The organism is Pseudoclavibacter sp. JSM 162008, assembly GCF_041366455.1.
GTDB lineage: Bacteria > Actinomycetota > Actinomycetes > Actinomycetales > Microbacteriaceae > Pseudoclavibacter.
This window is the reverse complement of the sequence record NZ_JBEWYX010000016.1, coordinates 1-14174: the sequence shown is the minus strand read 5'-3', so window position 1 is coordinate 14174 and position 14174 is coordinate 1. Positions and strand designations below refer to the sequence as shown.

Annotated in this window: 18 protein-coding genes; 10 read left to right on the top strand and 8 right to left on the bottom strand. The window is 68.4% G+C overall.

What is annotated here, in order from left to right:
- Positions 1-8 precede the first annotated feature (8 nt).
- Positions 9-509 carry a MarR family winged helix-turn-helix transcriptional regulator gene (locus ABVF28_RS13170; protein ID WP_371030810.1) on the top strand — a complete coding sequence of 167 codons (501 nt, stop codon included), beginning with the start codon at positions 9-11 and terminating at the stop codon, positions 507-509.
- 107 nt (positions 510-616) lie between these two features.
- On the opposite strand, the gene msrA is transcribed toward ABVF28_RS13170, so the two are convergent.
- The 3 genes from msrA to ABVF28_RS13155 form a co-directional block, all read right to left on the bottom strand.
- On the bottom strand, positions 617-1126 hold the full coding sequence (gene msrA, locus ABVF28_RS13165; protein WP_371030809.1) for a peptide-methionine (S)-S-oxide reductase MsrA: 510 nt from the start codon (positions 1124-1126) through the stop codon (positions 617-619).
- Positions 1126-1581, bottom strand: a complete 456-nt coding sequence (gene msrB / locus ABVF28_RS13160) for a peptide-methionine (R)-S-oxide reductase MsrB (RefSeq protein WP_104310650.1) — start codon at positions 1579-1581, stop codon at positions 1126-1128. The genes msrA and msrB overlap by 1 nt, the downstream gene beginning before the upstream one ends.
- Positions 1582-1788: 207 nt before the next feature.
- Positions 1789-3105, bottom strand: coding sequence for a sugar porter family MFS transporter (locus tag ABVF28_RS13155; protein WP_371030808.1), 1317 nt, complete (start codon positions 3103-3105; stop codon positions 1789-1791).
- A 107-nt stretch (positions 3106-3212) separates the two neighbouring features.
- Here ABVF28_RS13155 and ABVF28_RS13150 point away from each other — a divergent pair, with 107 nt between their 5' ends.
- The 3 genes from ABVF28_RS13150 (at position 3213) to ABVF28_RS13140 (ending at position 6147) form a co-directional block, all read left to right on the top strand.
- The gene (locus ABVF28_RS13150) at positions 3213-4226 is read left to right on the top strand and encodes a Gfo/Idh/MocA family oxidoreductase (RefSeq protein WP_371030807.1); all 1014 of its coding nucleotides are present in this window, start codon (positions 3213-3215) and stop codon (positions 4224-4226) included.
- A 104-nt stretch (positions 4227-4330) separates the two neighbouring features.
- Entirely contained in the window at positions 4331-5083 is a 753-nt protein-coding gene (locus ABVF28_RS13145) for a TIM barrel protein (RefSeq protein ID WP_371030872.1), read from the top strand.
- Positions 5080-6147 (top strand): LacI family DNA-binding transcriptional regulator, encoded by a 1068-nt coding sequence (locus ABVF28_RS13140; protein WP_371030806.1) that lies wholly within the window; start codon positions 5080-5082, stop codon positions 6145-6147. The genes ABVF28_RS13145 and ABVF28_RS13140 overlap by 4 nt, the downstream gene beginning before the upstream one ends.
- 76 nt (positions 6148-6223) lie before the next feature.
- Here the strand turns inward: ABVF28_RS13140 and ABVF28_RS13135 are convergent, their stop codons facing one another.
- Positions 6224-6775 (bottom strand): N-acetyltransferase family protein, encoded by a 552-nt coding sequence (locus ABVF28_RS13135; RefSeq protein WP_371030805.1) that lies wholly within the window; start codon positions 6773-6775, stop codon positions 6224-6226.
- Positions 6776-6883: 108 nt separating this feature from the next.
- Here ABVF28_RS13135 and ABVF28_RS13130 point away from each other — a divergent pair, with 108 nt between their 5' ends.
- On the top strand, positions 6884-7753 hold the full coding sequence (locus ABVF28_RS13130) for an alpha/beta fold hydrolase (protein ID WP_371030804.1): 870 nt from the start codon (positions 6884-6886) through the stop codon (positions 7751-7753).
- On the opposite strand, the gene ABVF28_RS13125 is transcribed toward ABVF28_RS13130, so the two are convergent.
- From ABVF28_RS13125 to ABVF28_RS13115, 3 genes are read right to left on the bottom strand one after another with little or no spacing between them, the layout of a single operon-like run.
- Positions 7754-8599, bottom strand: coding sequence for an HAD family hydrolase (locus tag ABVF28_RS13125; protein ID WP_371030803.1), 846 nt, complete (start codon positions 8597-8599; stop codon positions 7754-7756).
- Positions 8600-8608: 9 nt separating this feature from the next.
- Complete coding sequence (locus tag ABVF28_RS13120; RefSeq protein ID WP_371030802.1) at positions 8609-8893, bottom strand: hypothetical protein; 285 nt, start codon at positions 8891-8893, stop codon at positions 8609-8611.
- Positions 8890-9246 (bottom strand): isochorismatase family protein, encoded by a 357-nt coding sequence (locus ABVF28_RS13115; protein WP_371030801.1) that lies wholly within the window; start codon positions 9244-9246, stop codon positions 8890-8892. Before ABVF28_RS13115 ends, ABVF28_RS13120 begins: the two co-directional genes overlap by 4 nt.
- Positions 9247-9372: 126 nt before the next feature.
- Here ABVF28_RS13115 and ABVF28_RS13110 point away from each other — a divergent pair, with 126 nt between their 5' ends.
- The 4 genes from ABVF28_RS13110 to ABVF28_RS13095 all read left to right on the top strand — a co-directional run bounded on the left by ABVF28_RS13110 (position 9373) and on the right by ABVF28_RS13095 (position 12183).
- Entirely contained in the window at positions 9373-10380 is a 1008-nt protein-coding gene (locus ABVF28_RS13110) for a GlxA family transcriptional regulator (protein WP_371030800.1), read from the top strand.
- Positions 10381-10443: 63 nt separating this feature from the next.
- The gene (locus ABVF28_RS13105; RefSeq protein WP_371030799.1) at positions 10444-10803 is read left to right on the top strand and encodes a hypothetical protein; all 360 of its coding nucleotides are present in this window, start codon (positions 10444-10446) and stop codon (positions 10801-10803) included.
- A gap of 163 nt (positions 10804-10966) precedes the next feature.
- Complete coding sequence (locus ABVF28_RS13100; protein WP_371030798.1) at positions 10967-11632, top strand: hypothetical protein; 666 nt, start codon at positions 10967-10969, stop codon at positions 11630-11632.
- Complete coding sequence (locus ABVF28_RS13095) at positions 11629-12183, top strand: RNA polymerase sigma factor (RefSeq protein ID WP_371030797.1); 555 nt, start codon at positions 11629-11631, stop codon at positions 12181-12183. Before ABVF28_RS13100 ends, ABVF28_RS13095 begins: the two co-directional genes overlap by 4 nt.
- Before the next feature lie 138 nt (positions 12184-12321).
- On the opposite strand, the gene ABVF28_RS13090 is transcribed toward ABVF28_RS13095, so the two are convergent.
- Entirely contained in the window at positions 12322-12756 is a 435-nt protein-coding gene (locus tag ABVF28_RS13090; protein WP_371030796.1) for a MerR family transcriptional regulator, read from the bottom strand.
- 97 nt (positions 12757-12853) lie between these two features.
- Between ABVF28_RS13090 and ABVF28_RS13085 the strand changes: the two genes are divergently transcribed.
- Positions 12854-13828 carry an arsenic resistance protein gene (locus tag ABVF28_RS13085; protein ID WP_371030795.1) on the top strand — a complete coding sequence of 325 codons (975 nt, stop codon included), beginning with the start codon at positions 12854-12856 and terminating at the stop codon, positions 13826-13828.
- The last annotated feature ends 346 nt before the right edge of the window (positions 13829-14174 follow it).

The window sequence follows — 14174 nt, the reverse complement described above, 5'->3', positions numbered from 1 at the left end:
CCGCGCCGATGACTGACGTCTCGAACGACCGCGAAAATCGCTCGACGACGCGCGAGCATCCGTCACCCACTCCGGGCGATGACGCCTCGGAAGCCGTCGACGAGCTGCGTCGCGCGGAAGCGCGCCTCGGCCGCCGGCGCCAGGCGACCGGCGAGCTGAGTGAAACGCACCGGTCTGCGATGAGGTTCATCCTCGAACGCACCAGCGACGGCATCACGACCACCCCCAGCGCCCTGGCGGAATACCTCGACGTCACGAGTGCGTCGGCCACGATGCTCGTGCAGCGCCTCACGGAAGCTGGCCTCATCCACACCACGCCTGACCCGGATGATCGCCGACGCAAGATGATCGTCCCGGTCGACACCGACCTCGATGCCGATGAGATCGACCCGGTCACCGGTCAGATCCGTCACCTCTCTGAGGACCTCTCGCCGCAGGAGGCGAAGCTCGTGTCGCTGTACCTCGACCGCGTCACCGCGGTCGTCGACGGGGAATCCTCCGACGGCTGACGACGACCTGCTCGAGATGAGCAACCATCGCGCTCGTCCAGTGCCCGCCGTCGAGAGAACCCGACGGCGGGCATCCAGGCTAGCTGGGCCCCTGGACGAGCTCGCGGCTAGCTCGTCGCAGCCGCGTCTTCGAGCACCCAGCCGGGGCGCACGTAGTGGCACGTGTAGCCGCCCGGGTGCTTGCGGAGGTAGTTCTGGTGTTCTTCCTCCGCATCCCAGAATTCGTCGGCCGCTTCGACCTTCGTGACGACCTTGCCGGGCCAGCGACCCGATGCGTCGATGTCAGCGATCGTCTCGCGCGCCACTCGCTCCTGCTCGGGGGTGAGCGTCAAGATCACCGAGCGATAGCTCGCGCCACGGTCGTTGCCCTGCCGGTTCTTCGTGGTCGGGTCGTGTGCCTGGAAGAAGAACTCGAGCAGATCACGGTACGAGGTCTTCGATGGGTCGAACTCGACCTCGACGGCCTCGGCATGGTCGCCGTGGTGCCGGTAGGTGGCGTTCGGGGTGGTGCCGCCGGCGTAGCCAACCCGCGTGCTGAACACCCCAGGCAGGTCGCGGATGAGTTCCTCGAGCCCCCAGAAGCATCCGCCGGCAAGGATCGCGCGCTCGTCAGCCATCAGATGCCCGCCTTGTCCTCGAACAGTCCGATGTACTGCCCGTAGCCGTCCGTCTCAAGGTCCTCGAGCGGAACGAAGCGCAACGCAGCCGAGTTGATGCAGTAGCGCAGCCCTCCCTGGTCGACGGGGCCATCGTCGAAGACATGACCGAGGTGGCTGTCAGCGGCCGCCGATCGCACCTCCGTGCGCCGCATGCCGAGCGACGTGTCGGAGTTCTCGACGATGTTCTCCGCGCTCAGTGGCTTCGTGAAGCTGGGCCACCCGCATCCGCTGTCGTACTTGGTGGTCGAGGCGAACAGGGGCTCGCCGGAGACGATGTCGACGTAGAGGCCCCGGTCGTCGTTGTGCCAGAACTCGTTGTCGAAGGGGCGTTCGGTCGCCGACTGCTGTGTCACGGCGTACTGCTCAGGCGTGAGGCGAGCGATGGCGTCTTGGTCTTTCGTGTACTGCGTCATGGGTATTTCCTCTCCAACATCAGGTCAACACGCGGGCGGGCGAAAGCGTTCCGACATTGGATGCGCGTCTTCGCGCTTGTCGGCGGACGCTCAGGTAGGCGCACAGGAAAAGCCCGCGGGGTCCGGCCAGGACGTCCAGATCGAAGCCGATCCCCGCGGGCGGGTCGGCCGCTCGCAGAAGCGGCCGAGTCTTGAATTCTGTGGTGTCTAGCGGCTCTTGCCGAGCACGTGGATGGCTCCCGTCGTGACGCCGACCTCGAGCTTCTCGAGGGTCACGCCGCGGGTCTCGGGAACCTGCGTGATCGTGAAGATCAGCGCGAGGGCTCCGATGCCGGCGAAGAGGAAGAACACTCCGCTGATGCCCATCCCGGCGATGAGGCTCGGGAAGTAGAGGGCGAGGAACCCGTTCGTCATCCAGCCGAAGAACACGGAGACGCCGATGCCGAGGCCGCGCATGTGCAGCGGGAAGATCTCGGCGAGGTACACCCAGACGGCGACGTTGAGGAACGTCTGCATAGAAGCGACGAACGCGACGACGAGGATGAGGATCACGAACGGGCGGGCTGGGTTTCCGACGGGCAGCAGCAGCGACGAGGCGCCGATCAGCAGGTGGCACGTGGTCGTGAGCGTGAGACCGATCGCGAACGTCTTCCGGCGATCCACGCGGTCCATCATGTACAGCGCGATGAACCCGCCGATGACGGCGACGACGCCGGGCGCGATGTTCGCGATCAGGGCGGCGCTGGCCTCGAAGCCCGACTCGATGAGCACGACCTGGCCGTAGTACATGATCGAGTTGATGCCCGTGAGCTGCTGCATCATCGAGACGCCGATGCCGATGAGCAGGATGCGGATGAGCCACCTGTTGGTCAGCACGGCCGCGAGGCCGACCTTCGACTCCTTCTGCTCCTCTTCCGCGACCTGCTCGACCTCGCCGAGCTCGGCGATCGCACGCTCCTCGGAGCGCACCGTCTTCAGTACGGCGAGCGCATCCGCGTGGCGGCCCTTCTCGACGAGCCAGCGCGGCGACTCCGGCATGCGCAGCATCCCGAAGAACAGGCAGATCGCGGGGATCGCGCACACCGCGAACATGATGCGCCAGACCCCGTCGATGTGGCTGAGTGTGTTGCCGAGGATCGCGTTGATGACAAACGCGGAGAGCTGCCCCGTGACGATCGCGACCTCGTTGCGGCCGGTGATGGATCCGCGGATCTCGAACGGCGCGAGCTCAGCCAGGTAGACCGGCACCACGGTGGATGCACCGCCGACGGCGAGGCCCAGCATGATGCGGCCCACGACCAGCAGTGCGAAGTTCGGCGACGCCACGACGATGAGCGTGCCGACGAAGAAGAGGACGGCGAGGATGATGATCGTGCGGCGCCGGCCGATGGCGTCGGAGATGCGCCCGCCGAAGGCGTGAGTTTGGGGAGGGCCGTCTCTGACGCTGATGCCCCGTGCGTGGAAGTGATGAGAACTCCTTTGTCTCCGCGATCTGGGCCGGGTCGCCCGGCCGATTGCAGGCAACCTTATACGTACTAGACGCCGAGCGCTAGTACGTAATAGTCTTTGCGTGCTGGGCGCACCCAGCAGCACAGTGTCGTGTCGGCACCGCCGTCCCCAGGAGAAACACCATGACCACGAACCCCCTCATCCGCGTCGCCCTGATCGGTGCCGGCCGCATCGGCAGCAACCACGCAGCGCTCATCGCCCGCGACATCCCGAACGCCGAGCTCATCGCCATCGCCGACCCGGTCGAGGGTGCAGCGGCGAAGCTCGCCGAGTCGCTCGGCGTCGAGCAGTCGTACACCGACATCGCCGAGCTGCTGGCCCGCCCCGACCTCGACGCGGTCGTCATCACGGCCCCGCCGCGCTTCCACACCGCGCTCGTCGAGCAGGCGGCCGCGGCTGGAAAGGCGATCTTCTGCGAGAAGCCGACCGGCGTCTCGCTCGAGGAGCTGCGCCGTGTCGAGGCCGCCGTCGAGCGCCACGACGTCGTCTTCCAGGTGGGCTTCAACCGCCGCTACGCGAACGGCTTCCCCGAGCTGCGCTCCGCCCTCGACGCGGGAACCCTCGGCACCCCGCAGCTGCTGCGCTCCGTGACCCGCGACCCTGGCCTCGCGAACCCCGCCGCGATCCCGCCGTTCACGATCTTCCTCGAGACTCTCATCCACGACTTCGACACCCTGAACTTCTTCAACCCGGGTGCCCGTGCGACCTCGGTCTACGCGGTCGCGGATGCGCTCGTCGCCCCTGACTTCAAGGACAAGGGCCTGCTCGACACCTCCGTTGTCACGATCCGCTTCGACAACGGCGCCATCGCCACGGCCGAGGCGAACTTCTCTGCCGCCTACGGCTATGACACCCGCGCCGAGGTCTTCGGCAGCGTCGGCATGGCGACTGCTGGCGAGCTCGCCGCGTCCAGCCTCCGCCTCTACGGCGCGGCCGGCGCATCCTTCGACACCGTGCGCGCCGACACGCAGCTCATGCGCGCCGCCTACACGGGCGAACTGCAGGCCTTTGTCGACGCCGTCGCCGGCGTCGAGAGCCCTCGCCCGGGCACGGAAGCCGCGCTCGAGGCGATGGTCATCGCGCTCGCCTGCATCGAGTCGGTCAAGACCGGTGCAGCGGTCGAGGTCGTCCGATGAGCGGGGCTGTCGCTGACACTCAGGGTGACGTAGGCCGCGAAGCGGGCGGAAACGGAGCCGTCGGCACCGCCACGTCACCGTTTGTGCTCGCTGCCTGCGCGGAGATGCTGTTCCTCGACCTGCCGTTCGAGGAGCGCGTTCGCCGCATCGATGAGGCCGGGTTCGAGGTCGAGATCTGGCGCTGGTGGGAGAAGGACCTGGATGCGCTGGTCGCGACCGGCGCGACGTTCGGCTCCATGTCGGGCTACGTCCGCGGCGAGCTCATCGATCCGGATGGGGCCGACGCGATCGTAGAGACGGCGCGCGAGTCCCTCGAGGCGGCACAGGTGCTGAACGTGCCGCGCCTCGTCATCCACGGCACGGGCCTCGACGACAACGGCCTGCCTGTACGCCCGAGCGCGCACACGACCCCGGCCGACTGGCTCGCCGCGCTGCGCACGCTCGAGCGGCTCGCGAAGCTCGGCGAGGAGTACGGCAAGGTCTTCACGCTCGAGAACCTGAACCACGCCGTCGACCACCCCGGGGTGCCGTTCAACCGGGCGAGCGACACGATCGCGCTGGTCGCGGCCGTCGACAGCCCGCACCTCCGCCTCAACCTCGACCTGTACCACGCGCAGATCGGCGAGGGCGATCTTGTCGACCTGTGCGGGCGCGCGCTGCCGTACATCGGCGAGATCCAGGTGGCGGATGTGCCCGGCCGCTGTGAGCCGGGGACGGGTGAGATCCACTACCCGCGGGTCGCGCGTGCGCTCGACGAGCTCGGCTACACGGGAGTCGTCGCGATGGAGGCGTTTGCGTCCGCCGACTCCGACCTCGCGCTGCGTCGGTTCCGGGAGGCCTTTAGCATCGAGGTATGAGCGACGCCGACGCACGAGACGCCCGCCGCCCGGCACGACCGGGCGGCGGCAGGCGCGTCACGATGCGCGACGTCGCCAATGCGGCGGGCGTCTCGCAGCCGCTCGTGTCGATCGTCATGCGGGATGTGCCGGGCGCGAGCCCCGAGTCGCGAGCGCACGTCCTCGAGGTCGCGGCCCGGCTGGGCTACCGGCGCGACGAGCGGGCGCGGATGCTCAAGCAGGGCCGGTCACGCCTCATCGGCATCGTCTTCCATGCGGCGCAGCCGTTCCACGGTCAGCTCATCGATGAGCTGCAGCTCGCTGCGCGGACAGCTGGGTACAACGTGTCGCTCGCCGCGGTCACCAAGCGGCGGGGTGAGGCGGATGCGGTCGAGGCGCTGCTGGGGGAGCGGGTCGAGGGGCTCGTGCTGCTCGGCGCATCGCTGGACGAGCAGCAGCTGAACCGGGTCGCCGACGAGGTCCCCGTCGTGACGGTGGCCAGTCAGTACTCGTCCGAGCGCTTCGACAGTGTTTCCATGGACGACGCACGCGGCACCGAGCTCGCCGTCCAGCACCTGCACGAGCGCGGTCACTCCCGCATCCTGTACCTCGGGGCGCCGGGCGTCTCGGGGGATGAGGTGCGCACGGAGACGTTCCTCGAAGCCACGGCCGAGGCCGGGCTCGGAGACGAGGTCGCGATCGTCGCCGGGGGAGCGTCCGAAGCCGCGGGCGCGGAAGCCATCGAGGATGCGCTGCGGCGTTACCCCGACACGACCGCCGTGATCGCGTTCAACGACCGCAGTGCGCAGGGGGTTGTCGCGCAGGCGCGCCTCCTCGGCAAGCGCGTCCCCGAGGATCTCGCCGTCGTCGGCTTCGACAACTCGGAACAGGCCGAGCTGCCCTACCTCCAGCTCACGAGCCTCGCGCAGGACCCCGCGCAGCTCGCTTCCGCCGCCGTCGAGATGGTCGTCGGGCGAGTGGATGCGAACGCGGAAGGCGAGTCGCCGCGGATCGGAGAGCACCGCATCCTGCCGACCGAGCTCGTGGTGCGCAGCAGCAGCGGGGGTTCTCCATTCGGAGCCTGAGCTAGGCCGCTGGGGTGTTCCAGACGGCTGACCTCGTCGAGTTCACAGCCTGAACCCCAGCAGTCGGAGACGCGATCTACGGCAGGCGCCTCACGTGCCGGAGCTCGACGAGCTCGCGTGCGCCGCCCTCATCCGCGACCTTGCTGGCGCCGTCCGCGAGCCAACCCTGGCGCTCGTAGAAATTGATCGCGCGCTGGTTGCCGGACAGCACCCACGCGTAGGCCTCTGTGTTCCCGGCCGCGCGGAGTTCCGTCTCAGCTCGACGGATGAGCGATGCGCCGACACCCGTCGACCAGCGGTCCGGATGAACGTACAAGCCTCCGAGCTCACCGCGGTGCCCCTCGCCGGCGTCTCTTCCGGGCCCGAACGCGACCCAGCCGACGATGCGTCCGTCGTTCTCGGCGACGAGCAGCCGATGGGGCAGTGCGGTGTCGAAGTCCGTGGCGGCCTCGCGCGACGATGCAGCAATCCACCGAGTCCACCCCTCGGTGCGCTGCTCGACACTCAGCCCAGCCAGCACGTCCGCGGGGATGAGGCCCGCATACGCGGCCCGCCACGAATGGACGTGCACGACCGCGACGCCACGCGCATCCGCCTCGGTCGCCCATCGGAGCGTGCTGCCTGTCATGCGGGCAGGCTATCCGTCATCCGCTTGCCCGGCCTGATGCAATGCCTGGTGTGGCGCGGGCCCTCGTCCTACGATCCAAGGGAGATCGTTTCGAGGAAGAGGCCATCCATGACACAGCACACGCTCGAGCTGCCCGACGTCGACCTCGTCTACGACGTCCACGGGCCGCTCCCGACAGCGGACGGCCGCCCACCCCTCGTCATGATCGGGCAGCCCATGGACGCGAGCGGCTTCCAGGCGCAGGTGCCGCTGTTCGCCGATCGCACGGTCGTGACGTACGACCCCCGCGGCCTCGGCCGCAGCATCCGCAAGGACGGCCTGGACGAGAACGACCCGCACACGCAGGCGCAAGACCTGCACGCCCTCATCGGGGCGCTCGGGGTCGGCCCCGTGGATATGCTCGCGAGCAGCGGCGGTGCCGTGAGTGCGCTCCAGCTGGTCACCGCGTTCCCGCACGACGTCGCGACCCTGGTCGCGCACGAGCCTCCGGTCGACTGCGTGCTCGCGGATGCGGAGGCCGTGCACCGCGCGCGCATCGCGTACACGCGCTCCTACGACGAGCGGGGGTGGGGCGCCGGCATGGCGGGGTTCGTCGCCCTGACCTCATGGGAGGGGGAGATCACCGAGGAGTTCCTCGCGCGCCCTGCCCCTGACCCTGCTGCGTTCGGCATGCCGAGCGAGGACGACGGCGATCGGGGCGACCCCCTGCTGTCTGATCGTTCCTGGGCCGTGCCCCTCTACGAGCCCGACTTCGATGTTCTGAAGGCGTCCCCGACGCGCATCGTCATCGCCGTGGGGGAGGAGTCGCTCAAGGTGTACACGGGCCGCACCGCGATTGGCGTCGCGGAGCGTCTCGGGCAGGAACCGACGGTCTTCCCCAGCCATCACGGTGGGTTCATGGGTGGCGAGTTCGGCTACGCCGGCCAGCCTGAGGCGTTCGCGGCGAAGCTGCGGGAGGTGCTCGACGCTGCTTGCTAGCTAACTGCCCTCGATGAGGCCGAGGTGCACGAACGCGGCGTGCAGGCCGTCGTCGTCGACGGACGAGGTGACGAAGTCGGCGGCTTCCTTGGCGGCGGGCGTCGCGTTCCCCATCGCCACGCCGACACCGCAGGCGAGCAGCATCTCGAGATCGTTGCCACTGTCGCCGACGGCGATCGCATCCTGGATACCGAGGCCCAGCGAGGGAAGCAGCGCCTCGATGGCCGCCGCCTTGTGCACCCCGAGCATGGAGATCTCGCCGCCGCCCGTGCCGAGACCGGGCATGGTGCCGCCGACGATCGCGTACTCGGTGCCGAGCCGCGCCTGAACCCGGTCGAACGTCGTCTGGTCGTCGCTGCTGAACACGACCTTCGCGGTCCGGTCGAGCTCCAGTGGGCCGGAGTCGATGACGAGATGCCTCAGCCCCGACTCCTCCAAGTCGCTGAACCCGAGCTGGGTCAGGATGCGCCGCATCCGCGACCGGTGCCCGACCGTTGTGTGCATGGCGTGCCTGCCCTGCAGGCTGTAGTCGACGCCGAGCTCGTCAAGGGCGCGCGTGAGGGCGGTCGCCTCCGTCTCGCTGAGATGCTTGTCGACGATCCACGTCCCCTCGTAGAGGACGTACGCGCCGGCGCCCGCGACCATGCCGTCGAAGCCGACCGCCTCGACCCGCGGGTCGATCTCCAGCGGGCTGCGCCCGGTCGCGAGGAACACGAGATGCCCGTTGGCCTGCGCCTTCTTGATGGCGGCGTGCGCCGACTCCGGCACCTCGCCGAGGTCCGTCGTCAGGGTGCCGTCGATGTCGAGGAACACCGCCCGCCGTGAGGTCGTCCTGGGTGCATCCACCACCGAAATCTACCCGCGCGCGGCGAGCTCTGCGCCGAACATCGCCGACGAAGGGAGGTTGTCCTTCGCGAGCGGCTGGCCGTCGGCGAGTGCCTGCGCCCAGTCGTGGGTGGTCGCGACAGCCGCGAAGTTCGACTGCAGCAGGGCCATGAGCGTGGTGTGCACCGTCTTGGCCGGGGCGAAGCCGGCGCTGTTCGCGATGTTGATGGCGCCGGTCGCATCCGAGAGCACCTCGACGGCGATCCCGTGCGCCTCCGCTTCGACCGCCGAGGCGATGATGCAGTTGTTGGTCATGAGCCCACGAGGGTGATCGTGTCGACGTCGTGCTCGCGCAGCCAGGGGAGCAGGTCCGTGTCGGCGAACACCGAGCCGTACTGCTTGACGACGCTCTTCCACTCGGGCTGCCGACGCTGCTCCACCTCTGGGTGCAGGGCGAACTCGGGCGTCGTGGGGTTGAAGACGGGCGCCTGGTCGCCGGCCGTGTGCTGGACCGCCACGACCGGGACTCCAGAATCGACCACCGCGTCGATGGCGGCCGCGATGTTGGGCAGGGACTCGGCCAGCGGTGGGAACTGGATCTCGAGGGGGCCAGAGAAGTACTGCTGCTGCACGTCGACGAGGACGAGGGCTCTGCGAGGGGAGGTCATGATCTTCTGCTCCAGACGTTGGTGACGGCACGCGCCGTGCTTCCTATGTTCTGCCGCGGAGGCCCGCGCCGCCATTGGCGGGAATGCACGCTTACGATGGGTTCACGCCAAGCAGCAGGAGGGCACGTGAAGATCGCGGTCTACGCCTTCGATGGGGCCTCGATGTTCCACCTCTCGGTGCCGCATCTGGTGTTCGACGAGGTCGCGCGCAGTGGGGCGGCGCCGTGGCAGACGTCCCTCTTCTCCGAGGATGCAGGCTCGGTGACGACGTCGGAGGGCTACGCACTGGGCGGTATCGAGGGGCTCGACAGTGCTCGCGACGCTGACCTCATCGTGGTGCCCTCCTGGATTCAGGATGGAGTCGCGCCGAGCCCCGCGCTCGCGGAGCTGCTCCAAGAACGACACACGAGAGCGGTGCCGATCGTGGGCCTCTGCCTTGGCGCGAACGCGCTCGCGGACACGGGGCTGCTGGCCGGTCGCAGCGCCGTGACACATTGGAAGAGCACCGAAGAGCTCGCGCGACGCCACCCTGAGATCTCCGTGGAGCCGTCCGCGCTGTACCTCGACCACGGCGACGTCATGACCTCGGCAGGCACCGCATCCGGTATCGACGCCTGCCTCCACATCGTGCGCACGCGGCTCGGGTCGGCGGTCGCGAACCGCGTCGCGCGCCACCTGGTCGTCGCGCCTCATCGGGAGGGCGGGCAGGCGCAGTACATCGAGCGGCCCGTGCCCGCCGACTCGTCCGGGGGTGCGATCGCCGTGGCCTGCGCGTTCGCGCTCGAGCACCTCGCCGAAGAGCTCAGCGTGGCGCGCCTCGCCGAAGCCGCGCACCTCAGCCAGCGCGCCTTCCGCGACGAGACAGGGTCGACGCCGGCCGCGTGGGTGCGCTCGCGCCGCCTCGACGAAGCGCGCACCCTCCTCGAGACCAGCGAGCTGTCCGTCGACCAGATCGCCGCGGCCTGCGGATTCGGGAGCCCCGTCACCCTGCGGCAGAACTTCGCAGCCGCATTCGGGAGCACCCCGTCGAGCTACCGGAGGCGGTTCGGGGAGACCCGCCCAGCATCCTCTCCGACAAAAAAATCCAGCCCACACCGGCGGACCGGGCGGGCTGAACGATTGGGACCAACATAGCGGGGGTCTGCGGGGACTTGCATGGATGCGGTTTGCGACCAGCTGCGTCGATAGGGTCGTTGCATGTGGGAGGCGTACACGGAGGACTTCGCGGACATCAAGAACGCTGAACTCGCGCTGCTCTCTTCGGCCGTTCGGGCGGACTCCGCCGAGACGTCCTCACTCCTCGCTGAAGACTTCGCAGAGATCGGGCGCTCGGGCCGTCGGTGGACCTACGCGGATTCGGTGGTGGCCCTCGCGGGCGAGGAGCAGCGCCCGGTCCCACCACGCACATCCGAGTGGCTCTTCAATCGTGTGAGCGCGGAGCTCGTGCTGGTGAACTACGTGATCCACGAGCCCGACCAGAACAGTCGGCACGCGTCGCTCTGGGACACACGAGGCCCAACCCTGCGATACCACCAGGGGACGGTCGTTCCCCGCTAACCTCGGCGTCGATTGACTCAGCGAGCTGCTGAATCTCAGAGCCCGACGTGATCGTGCACTGGTTGCTCGAGAAAAACTCTGCACGGAACTTCGCATGCCACGTTAAGGAGGAGGCGCATCCGGACATGTTCACAGTGAAGGGCAACCACTGAGGAGGCACGACATGGACGATATCGACGACCTGGTGCGACGAGCGGGGCCACCGGCGTTGGGCTCGGACCGGACGAACGCGGCAGTGGCGCGCGCCCTCGCGCAGGCTGTCGCGGCTGAGCGACGGCCGGGACGCTCCCGGTTGCGCGCGGGTCTCGGAGTCGCATTCCTGAGCGTCGGGCTATTGGGCGTCGGGACGACGGCGGCGGTCGCCGGACCGGGCCTGCTGAGTTGGGTCGGGTGGGTCCCGGATGCCGCCGCGCAGCGCACGTTCGAGCTCGAGGCGGGCAGTGATCTCGGTCTCTGCACGGTTGTCGCGCGCGTCGTCCCCGAGTACGGAGGCGGGCTCTCAGATGCCGAAGTGGATGAGCGCACCGAGACGGCGCGCGAGTTCCTGGCCGACTATGACTGGGGTCCGGTTGTCGCGTCGATCGCTCCAGAAGACGTCGAAGCCGCGCTTGTAGCGGAGCAGGACGAACGCCAAGCCTCGGAGGAGCGAATCGGAGCCGGGGGAGGAGACTCGGCGGACGTCCCCGACGTGGACCGCGGCGTCGTCGCGAGCTCGCTCATGGGCGATGAGATGCTGCGCGTGTTCGAGGATGCCGGCTACCTCGATGGTGGAGTGTCGCTCGAGATGGCGGGTCAGTGCGAGGCCAGCACGCCCGGGAGTGGCGAGTGATCCGCAGGCGGGGGCGCGATGGCCGGGAGGCGACGCTCGAGGCGCTCCATGATGCGAACGCGGCTGATCTGCTCAGCTACTTCGGGAGGCGGGTGAGTGTCCCGGCCGACGCCGCTGATCTGCTGAGCGAGACGTTCGTCGTCGCGTGGCGACGCATCGACCGCATGCCCTCGGACCCCGAGCAGGCGCGGATGTGGCTCTTCGGGGTCGCGCGGCGACTCCTGGCGAACGCGGCCCGCGGGTCGGTCCGGCGCACGGATCTGAACCTGAGGCTGCGCCAGCAACTCGAGGCGCAGCCCGAGGCCGCCGACCCTGCAGCGATCGAAGTGCGTGAGGCGCTCGACCGTTTGCCGGCCAATCAAGGTGAGCTCGTGCGCCTGATCCTCTGGGACGGATTCACGCTGCCGCAGGCCGCTGAGATCCTCGGAGTTCGTGAGTCGACCGCTCGCGGTCGGTATCAGCGCGCTCGTATCCGGCTCCGGGAGCTGCTGCGTCCGACCGAGCCTGGGGTTGCCGCCTACACGTCGCAACGTGAAGCGCGTTCACCCTGATCTTGACTGGATCAGGGTGCACGTGGCGAGCCTTGACGAGACTCGAGAGGGAGCCTGGCAGAGCAACCCACTGGCGCGAACACCCCCGCGACAAGGTGGGCCCTTGTTGGTGTCCCGCAACCCATGGTTTGACATCTCTCACTCCTGGGGAGCGGAGCAGGTTCCAGCCCTCTCGTCGTAGGTGCGGAAGATGCATTCCGTGGAGCATCTGTCGTCGCGGTCGGGACACGCAGCAAGGCCGTGATTGGCCGCAGTGAGCCGTGCTCTGAGCTCGTCCAGCCGTGCCCGCTTCTCGTCGATCTGCCGCACCCGCTCAGCGAGGAGCGGCCGCAGGTGCTCGCGCACGTCGGTGCAGGAGTCGACCTCCAGGGAAGCGAGGTGCCTGCTGATGTCAGCGAGGGGGAGTCCGAGCTCTTTGCTCGCCTCGATGAGATCGAGTCGGTGCAGGGTGGCGGCGTCGTAGTCCCGGTAGCCGTTGCTGGAGCGGTGGGGTGTGACGAGGCCGATGCTCTCGTAATAGCGCAGCGCAGTCGCGCTGATCCCGCTCCGCCTGCTGACCTCAGAGATACGCATGCCGGGAGCTTACGAGCGCGGAGCGGGCTTGACCTTCGAGCGGGTCGAACGTCTACCGTCAGGTCGTGCCCATCAACTTCACCTCGAACCCCGTCTCGTGACGCGCGTCGTCGCAGTCCTGGAGCGCCACCAGATCGCCTTGTACCTGGCGGCGATTGCAGCTGGCGGCGCGCTCGGCCTCCTCGCTCCCGGGGCGCACCACCTCGAACTCGCGATTGAGCCGGTGCTCGCGCTGCTGCTGTTCGCGACGTTCCTGGGCGTCCCGTTCGCGGCCATCGGCAAGTCACTTCGCGATGGTCGCTTCCTCGGGGCCGTGGGAGTCGTGAACCTCGTGATCGTGCCTCTCGTCGCATACGGACTTTCGAGGTTCGTGGCGGATGAGCCGGCCTTGCTGTTCGGGGTGCTGCTGGTGCTCCTCACGCCGTGCATCGACTACGTGATCGTGTTCGCCGGCCTCGCGGGCGGCGCATCCGACCGACTGCTGGCAGCCGCCCCGCTGCTGATGCTCGCGCAGATGCTGCTCCTGCCGATCTACCTGCTGATCTTCCTCGGCCCGGATGGGGTGGCCGTGGTGGAGGTCGGCCCGTTCGTGCGCGCCTTCCTGCTGCTGATCGTGGTTCCACTCAGTGCCGCCGCACTCGTCCAGCTCCTCGCGAAACGACGCCGCAGCGGTCGGGTGATCGAGCGCAGCATGCTGAACCTGATGGTGCCGCTCATGATGGCGACCCTCTTCACGGTTGTTGCATCCCAAGCCGGAGCGGTTGGTGCTGCCGGGCCGCAGCTGCTCACGCTCGTGCCGATCTACGTCGCGTTCCTCGTGATCATGGTGTTCGTCGGCCTCCTGGCCGGACGAGTCTTCCGCCTCGACGTTCCCGCGACCCGAGCACTGGCGTTCAGCGGTGCCACTCGCAACTCCCTCGTCGTGCTGCCACTCGCGCTCGCCCTGCCACCAGCGCTCGCGCTGGCTCCGGTGGTCGTCGTGACGCAGACGCTCGTCGAACTCGTGGGCATGGTCGCCCTCGTGCGCATCCTCCCCAGGATCACGCGAGAACGAAAAACCAGTGCCGCATAACCCATGGGCGGTTTCTGTCGGTTGTCGCAACACCCTGATGAGTGAGGGGTGGCTGGATGCCGGCGGACGATGCTGCGCGGGAGCGCAAGCGAAAGTTCTGGGACTTGATGCGGGAGGGGCGGTCCTCGTCAGCGGCGTGTGAAACTCTCGGCGTGCATAGGAGCCAGGGGTATCGGTGGATGGGCCTTGACCCTCGATCGTGGACACGGTGTCGGTTCCGTTATGCCGCTTCCGCGAGGGTAGCGGATGTGGTCGCCGTGTAGGCGGTCTCGTAGCTGTTCGGGGTGATTTGGCCGATCGCGGAGTGGCGTCGGCGTGTGTTGTAGCGGTTCGCCCAGTGGAACAC

What these genes read in the sequence shown, in the direction of transcription:
- ABVF28_RS13090 (WP_371030796.1), bottom strand. Translation starts at nt 12,756, where the DNA reads ATGCGTATCTCTGAGGTCAGCAGGCGGAGCGGGATCAGCGCGACTGCG.
- ABVF28_RS13135 (WP_371030805.1), bottom strand. Translation starts at nt 6,775, where the DNA reads ATGACAGGCAGCACGCTCCGATGGGCGACCGAGGCGGATGCGCGTGGC.
- msrA (WP_371030809.1), bottom strand. Translation starts at nt 1,126, where the DNA reads ATGGCTGACGAGCGCGCGATCCTTGCCGGCGGATGCTTCTGGGGGCTC.
- ABVF28_RS13120 (WP_371030802.1), bottom strand. Translation starts at nt 8,893, where the DNA reads ATGACCAACAACTGCATCATCGCCTCGGCGGTCGAAGCGGAGGCGCAC.
- ABVF28_RS13145 (WP_371030872.1), top strand. Translation starts at nt 4,331, where the DNA reads ATGCTGTTCCTCGACCTGCCGTTCGAGGAGCGCGTTCGCCGCATCGAT.
- msrB (WP_104310650.1), bottom strand. Translation starts at nt 1,581, where the DNA reads ATGACGCAGTACACGAAAGACCAAGACGCCATCGCTCGCCTCACGCCT.
- ABVF28_RS13170 (WP_371030810.1), top strand. Translation starts at nt 9, where the DNA reads ATGACTGACGTCTCGAACGACCGCGAAAATCGCTCGACGACGCGCGAG.
- ABVF28_RS13150 (WP_371030807.1), top strand. Translation starts at nt 3,213, where the DNA reads ATGACCACGAACCCCCTCATCCGCGTCGCCCTGATCGGTGCCGGCCGC.
- ABVF28_RS13140 (WP_371030806.1), top strand. Translation starts at nt 5,080, where the DNA reads ATGAGCGACGCCGACGCACGAGACGCCCGCCGCCCGGCACGACCGGGC.
- ABVF28_RS13130 (WP_371030804.1), top strand. Translation starts at nt 6,884, where the DNA reads ATGACACAGCACACGCTCGAGCTGCCCGACGTCGACCTCGTCTACGAC.
- ABVF28_RS13105 (WP_371030799.1), top strand. Translation starts at nt 10,444, where the DNA reads ATGTGGGAGGCGTACACGGAGGACTTCGCGGACATCAAGAACGCTGAA.
- ABVF28_RS13115 (WP_371030801.1), bottom strand. Translation starts at nt 9,246, where the DNA reads ATGACCTCCCCTCGCAGAGCCCTCGTCCTCGTCGACGTGCAGCAGCAG.
- ABVF28_RS13100 (WP_371030798.1), top strand. Translation starts at nt 10,967, where the DNA reads ATGGACGATATCGACGACCTGGTGCGACGAGCGGGGCCACCGGCGTTG.